We start from the raw sequence: 6782 nt of genomic DNA, 5'->3' as shown, positions 1-6782 counted from the left end.
GAATCTGGAGTTGCCAAAAATCGTCTTTAAAAACGTTGGCATCCATCTGGACGTGCGTACTTTGACATTTTCGAAAGATCGCACCACAGCTACCGTCTTTACAAGCCGGAAGCGCGTCTCGGTGCGCCTCTGCCCCGGAACTTTTCAACAAGACATTTTGTCGAACGGCAAGTGGCGCGAGTGTAATCTGGTCTACAAAAAAGGACGAAAAGGCACCAAGGGAAGCTGGCAGCTGCATATCGCTGTCGAGCGTGATCTCAAATTGCCAAGTTTGAGGAATCTAAAAAAGGAGGAAATTCTCGGAGTTGATGTCGGTGAAAACAACATGGCAGCCACTTCGGACGGCAGTCTGTTCAAAGCCGGCAAATTGAAAAATGACCGCGATAAGTATTTGAGTCACAGAGCTCGTCTTCAGCGCAACGGTTCGCGTAACGCCAAACGGAAGTTACGCCAAATCTCAGGCCGAGAAAGACGACACGTGGAACACATCAACCACAATGTCAGCAAGACAATCGTTGAAGAAGCCTCACAAAGCGGCAAGCGGCTGATCGTATTGGAGGATCTCACGCACATTCGCGAGAGAATCAAGGCCGGACACAAGGTGCGGGCCAGGTTGCACCGATGGCCGTTTCGAGAGCTGCAGCAGATGATTGTCAACAAAGCCTCAAGATTAGGAATGAGGGTAATGTTTGTGGATCCGAGATATACAAGCAAGACGTGTTCGTCGTGCGGTGCGATCGGAAAGAGAAAGAAGCACCGGTTCGAATGTCACTGTGGTTACCGAGCGCACAGCGACCTGAATGCAGGTCGAAATCTGCACGGTCTGGGCTATCTGCTGATGACCCAGAGGCCGGACGTAAACAGGCCTAATGCGACATTACGAATGTGATAGTTGCAAAGCCTGCGACTTTAGTCGCGGGTTGTTTACTGCAGGATGCGTATGACAGCAGAATAGCCGAAATGGCAATTATTTACGGCCATCGGCGTATTGGAAAAACGGCACTTATTCAAAAATTCTGTGAAGGAAAACCCACCTTTTTCTACACAGCGAAAACATGGAAAGATCCGTACCAATTGGATCGTTTTTCTCAGGCTGTGGGAACATTTTGTGGGAATCCGCAATTGCGCTATCTCGAATGGACTTCGGCGCTCAGGGCGCTTGCGACTCAGCCGTCACCGGCTCGCAAGGTGATTGTCATTGACGAATTTCAATACATTGCCAAGGAGCGTCCGAGCATACTCTCCGAGCTTCAGGTGCTTTGGGACGAGGAGCTGTCCCGAGAAAACATTCTGCTGGTGCTTTGTGGCAGCGCCGTGTCTTTTATCGCCAAAGAAGTTTTGGGAGAAAAGAATCCTCTTTACGGGCGAGCGAGAACCATCATGAAGGTTCGTCCGCTTCCTTTTCAGACGGTCGCCGAATTTGTGCCTTCTTACTCTGTGGATGACGTTTTTCGCGGCTACGCTGTGTTGGGCGGAATCCCTTATTTCTGGCAGGGCGTGAAGCCACAACATTCAATGACGGAAAATCTCGCCGCCAATATTCTGAGATCTAACGGTTTTCTCAATGACGAGGCTCAATCGGTATTGAGGCAGGAATTTCGAGATCTTGCCACCTACAACGCCATTCTTCAAACGATTGCCTTCGGTTCAACGTCAAGAAACGAAATTGCGCAGAAGAGCTTGGTGGATACGCGAACGCTTGCCAAATACTTGTCTGTACTGGAAGATATGGATTTGGTTGTGAAGGAATTTCCCGTCTTCGCAGGTCTGGGCGATTTGGGAAATGCGTCTCGAGGACTCTATCGCATTGCCGATCCGTACGTGAAATTTTGGTTCCGGTTTTTAGCCAACAATCCGACTCTGATCATGACGCGGCAAGAGGCCCTTTCAGAATGGGAAGCGACCGTAGAGCCTTGTTTTGCGGATTTCGCAGCGGAATCTTTTGAGCAGGTCTGTCGTCAATACCTGACACGACTCCGCTTTTCCGGGAAATTGCCGTTTTCTGTGACGACTCTGGGGCGATGGTGGAGAAACGGCACGGAGATTGATTTGGTTGGAGCCGATCACGAAAGACGGCATTGTCTTGTGGCTGAATGCAAGTATCGCAATCAGAAAGTCGGAATAAAAGTATTGCGCTCCCTTCAGGCTAAATGCGAACAACTGCCGGTTGCGAAGGACGCCGTTTTTTACTATTGGATTTTTTCCCGCATGGGTTTTGACGACGTGTTGCTTGATATGGCCACAAGAGATCCGTATTTGCATCTTGTCGGAATGGATCAGTTGCTAGGTTGAATCGTCGGGTGACGTTTGCCAACAAGCGGCAACAGTGGGTAGCAACAATGGCTGGCAATACTTGAGGTCTCCTTCGGGGTCTTTTATGATTTCCGAGTATACGCACAGTCGTTCGCGAACGATGGTTGGAGAAGAAGGACATGCAAAACCCCCCGCCACCTCATGCTTACTCTTCAATGGTTATTCCTTGGATCGTGCCTCGCGTTCCCCCTTGCATTGAGAATTGGATTCGTGCCAAAAGCCAACGACGCAGCTATAAGGCGCGAGACGTTCTTTTAAACGAGACTCAGCCCTACGATCGGCTCTTTTTCATTTCCTCCGGCGTCGTTGCCCAGGGCGTGGTTGATGCTTCACTCTATACGAAGCCTTTGGCGATAAATCTTTTTACCGGCGGCCGACTCATGGGAACGCTTAACATCATCACAGCAGTGCCATCGCCGCGCAAACTCATAGCGCTCACGGACGTTGAGGTCTACATCTGCTCGCATCGGCTTGTGCGAGAAGAGCTTCTCACCGATCTTGACCTCACGCTTGCGCTGATGGGCTACTGCGAGCTTTCGGCCAAAAGCGAGCTCATCGGCATGGAAGTGCTTTTTTCGATGGAGCCCCAAAAACGCCTTGAGATTCTCTTTTCGGTGCTCCTTCTTTCCGACGGTACGGTTGACCTCAATGGCCGCATATGCAGCGAAAACCGCTCGGCTGCTTTGGGAGAAACATACGCCAAGCTTCCTTACACGCTGCCTCGTGAGGCTATGCGCTCGGTGTTGTACCTTTCCAAAAGTTCCTTTGACCGCCTGCTCTGCGACTGGTCACACTCTAAGGGCTTTGTGCGGGATGCAGAAGGCGATATGTGGGTTGACGTCGAAAGGCTTACGAACGCACTCAAATGGATACGGGAGCATTGACGTTGCAAAAATGAAAACGGGCAAGCCGGCGGGAGAGAAGAAGAGCGCTCGGTCTTGCCCGTGGGAACTGCTTCAGATCAGAAGTGCAGTGTCATGCCGGTATAGGCCATCCACGTGTTGTTGCCCCAATCTACTTCGAGACCGGGCGACGCTGAACCGCCGCCACCGATGTTGTAGCGAGAGTTCGTGTCGTTGATCAGGCCCGTCACGCCGCCGTAGAGCGTGAAGGTCTTGCTCAGCGGATAGTCATAGCGAATGCTCCAGGACCAGGCGTCGGCATCTTCACGAGTCTCGTTTTTGAGACCTGCGACTTGCGTCAGAAGTTTGCCGCCGTACAAAGGCGTGGTGGCGCCGAGCTGAACCATCCAAAGGTCAGGACTGCCGTTGCCGGTTTCACCGTTGCCGTTCATATTGGCTTCGGCCGTGTCAGAGCCTTTTCGATGCACGATGAGCAATGCGGGCTTCGTGATGCCGAAGTCATACAGAATGCCCAGAGCGTAGTAGTCGTCCCACTCATTGAAGGCGCTGTTTTCGGTGTTTTGCCTCAACCAGCTTGCATTGATTGTGAGCCGCTCGCCGCGGTAGTTCATGCCGATCGAGTACATGTTGCCACGCGTCGGGCTGTTCGAACCGTAGCCTTCCGGCTTGGTTTTTTCACCGAGAGCCGTATAAAACTTCATCGAAAAGCCGTGGAAATCTGGCGTGACGTATTCAATGGCATTGTTGCCGCGGGTGACTTCGTCGGCGCCACGACCGTTGATGGTGGCTTCATTGGCGGGACTGCCGAAATAGCCGCCGGCACTGCCGATCGACATATCGGCCGGGTCAGAGGCAGCCATCGTAATGAAGTGAGGCGAGTAAAGACGCCCGAATGTAAGTGTGCCGTACTTGTCCGAACGAATGCCCAGAGCAGCTTCACGGTCAAAGAGGCGGTTGGATTCTGCCGACATCTGGCCGTTGTCGACAAAGGTCGTGGCCTCAAGGCGGAAGAACACCTCCACGCCGTCGGCAAGTTTTTCGGTTCCGCGGAAACCGAAGCGGGAAGCTTCACGGTTGCCGCTGGAGAGTTTGGTGACGGTCTTGTCGCCGTTGTTGGCCACATCAATGGAGGTGTCGACGATGCCCCAGAGTTCAACTTGGGCGGCAAAGCTCGGCGCGGCAAAGATGCTTGCGGCTGCGGCGGTTAAAAAGAGTTTGCGCAGACTTGGCATAGCGTTTCTCAAGACAAAAAATTCCCTGCGGGCTCCTTACTGAGGTCTGGAGCTCTGCAACTTGTTGGAGAGGATTTTCAAAGGGTCGGCCCGTGTTTCGTTGAGCAATCCGAGCCGATCCTTTGGATTGGCGAGGTTTTAAGTTTTATTTCTTGAGGTAAGTCTTGATGTGCTCAACCGACAGACGTCCGCCGTTGATGGCCCAGGAAGAAGCCGTGCCTTCGGCGATGTGCATGTCGTAGCTGTCAGAATAGAGACCACCCGCATCCTGCCCGATGGCGTACAAGCCCTTGATGACCTTGCCGTCAGGTGTAAGCGGCTGGAAGTACTCGTTGACGTTGGCACCGCCCACCGTTGCGTAAGTGCGCAGAGAACCCTTGATTGCGTAGAAGGGGCCTTTCTTGACTTCACGAAGCCACTGAGAGTCCTTGTAGAACTCGTCGTCCTTCTGGTTCTTGGTCATCTGATTCATGCGATCGACCGTCTTCTGCAAACGCTGCGGATCCATGCCGGTCTTCTTGGCGAGTTCTTTGATGCTGTTGGCCTTGTAGCAGAAGCCCTTCTTGACGCCTTCTTCAAACAGCTTGTCAAAATTGGTGAACTTCGTCCCGGGAGCAACCATGCCGAAGTAGCCGCGGGGCAGACCTTCGTTGATCATCTCCTTGCGAGTATTGTCGTCAAAAACGGCAAAGGCTTCGCCGCCGATTTCTTCTGCGGCGTTGGAGATATATTCAAGCGGAAGTGTTTCGTCTGCAAAGCGATCGCCCTTCGGGCTCACCTTCAAATACGGCTGGAAGAGGGCTGCCAGGAGGCGTACATAGGTCGCTCCCGTCAAACCGTCCTTACCGAACTGCAGTCCGGTCGGAACGCCCTTGAGCCAAAGGCCCGCCTGCATCGTCACGTTCATATTGACGAGTTCAGCACCTGCTTTTTCAAGCATCTGAATGCCGTCGCCCGTGCGGCCCGGGGAGCCAGCAGATTCATAACCGGCATACGGCAGATACTTTTTCACCATTTCGGGGTTGCAGGAGAAGCCGCCGGTGGCGATGATCACAGCCTTGGCGTTGATGGTGATCTTATCGCCGTCTTCATTTTTGGCGATCACGCCTGTAACCGTCCCGTTCTTGTCGATGATGAGCGACTGAGCCGGCGTGGAGGTCAGAATCTGACCGCCCTTGGCTTCAATCTTCTGAGCGAAATTCTTGATAAGCGACGAGCCGTGACCGCCTTCGAACATATGCCAGGTGCGGTTGCCGTCAATGAAAGCCGTGTGCACGCCTTCAAACTTGATGCCATGTTGCTCCATCCAGTCGATGGTAGCTGCGGTTTGCTTGAGCCAATTGTTCAGTGCCTTGCCGTTGATGCGCCAGTGGTGGAAGTCCATCACGCGCTTGAATTGCTTTTCAACGTTGATACCGACGTTGTCCTTGAGCTGCAAACGGGAACCAACTGCAAAGGTGCCTTCCATGTAGTTGCCACCACCACCGATGACACCTAACTTTTCAAGGATCACAGTCTTAAAACCCGCATCGACCGATGCCATGCCGGCGCTTACGCCGCCCGCACCGGCGCCCACGATGCAGACATCTACGTTCATGGTTTGATCAGCGGCGAGAGCCAGAGGCGAAGCCGAACCCAGAGCTGCCATCACGGCAGCCGACAGCAGCATTGTTCTTCTTTGCATACAAACAATCTCCAATTCTGAGGTTTGAGATGTTCGTGTAGCAAACAAATTGCGCCTGAATTAGGCGTTTGGTTTGTCTTACACGAGGTATTAACCGAACAACACCAGGTTACTGCGCTTATTGAAAAAAGAATACACAGCCGCGCAGACACTATGGAAATAACTGCTTGGAGAGTGTGGGGTTTGTTCTGATAGGAAAAGAGCGTTGCGATGTGGAACTGTGAGCCGAAACTGGAATACAGAATCCCATCGGACAATAATCTGGGGAACAGCTAAAAGCTGAGCGTAGTACTCGTTGGGCGCTATCACCTGTGGTTTGACTGCTACCTAAGCCCTTTGTGAGAAAAATCAGTCCAAAACTGATCGTTGTGACTGTGTACGGTATTCGAAACAGAAATTGGCTGGTAGTTTCCATTTTCAGAGTTACCCGGAAGGATCAGGCCGCAGTGATGTCCCCGCATTGCCCACGGCAATTTATGGACCCAATCATCCGAAAAATGTCTAGCTGTCGGTGATAGGCTTGTCTGCGGTACAGCGAACCTCGGTCGTTGCGATACAAGTAGCCGGGCCTGGGCTGTTCCTGATGAAAAACCTTCGATAAGCATTCATAACAGGTCGTTTGTTCAAGTGCACTCCAAAGCAGTAACCAGCTAATCGACAAGTTCCTAAAACGATAACGCCGGCAAGTTA

Annotated in this window: 5 protein-coding genes; 3 read left to right on the top strand and 2 right to left on the bottom strand. The window is 52.3% G+C overall.

Annotated features, from left to right (window positions below):
* The 3 genes from DW133_RS09070 to DW133_RS09060 all read left to right on the top strand — a co-directional run.
* Positions 1–889, top strand: an 889-nt coding sequence (locus DW133_RS09070) for an RNA-guided endonuclease TnpB family protein (RefSeq protein ID WP_199588871.1), incomplete at its 5' end; no start/stop codon positions are given.
* Entirely contained in the window at positions 886–2292 is a 1407-nt protein-coding gene (locus DW133_RS09065; RefSeq protein ID WP_255415082.1) for an ATP-binding protein, read from the top strand. The genes DW133_RS09070 and DW133_RS09065, both read left to right, overlap by 4 nt.
* Positions 2293–2468: 176 nt before the next feature.
* Entirely contained in the window at positions 2469–3197 is a 729-nt protein-coding gene (locus DW133_RS09060; protein ID WP_158571183.1) for a cyclic nucleotide-binding domain-containing protein, read from the top strand.
* A gap of 77 nt (positions 3198–3274) precedes the next feature.
* Here the strand turns inward: DW133_RS09060 and DW133_RS09055 are convergent, their stop codons facing one another.
* Together DW133_RS09055 and DW133_RS09050 are read right to left on the bottom strand one after the other, a co-directional pair.
* On the bottom strand, positions 3275–4408 hold the full coding sequence (locus tag DW133_RS09055; RefSeq protein ID WP_118276335.1) for a porin: 1134 nt from the start codon (positions 4406–4408) through the stop codon (positions 3275–3277).
* Positions 4409–4553: 145 nt separating this feature from the next.
* Positions 4554–6092, bottom strand: coding sequence for an FAD-dependent oxidoreductase (locus tag DW133_RS09050; protein WP_233542165.1), 1539 nt, complete (start codon positions 6090–6092; stop codon positions 4554–4556).
* Between the last annotated feature and the right edge of the window lie 690 nt (positions 6093–6782).

The organism is Sutterella sp. AM11-39 (assembly GCF_003472385.1).
In the GTDB taxonomy this organism is placed as follows: Bacteria; Pseudomonadota; Gammaproteobacteria; order Burkholderiales; family Burkholderiaceae_F; genus Duodenibacillus; species Duodenibacillus intestinigallinarum.
This window is presented reverse-complemented; position numbering and strand designations above follow the sequence as displayed.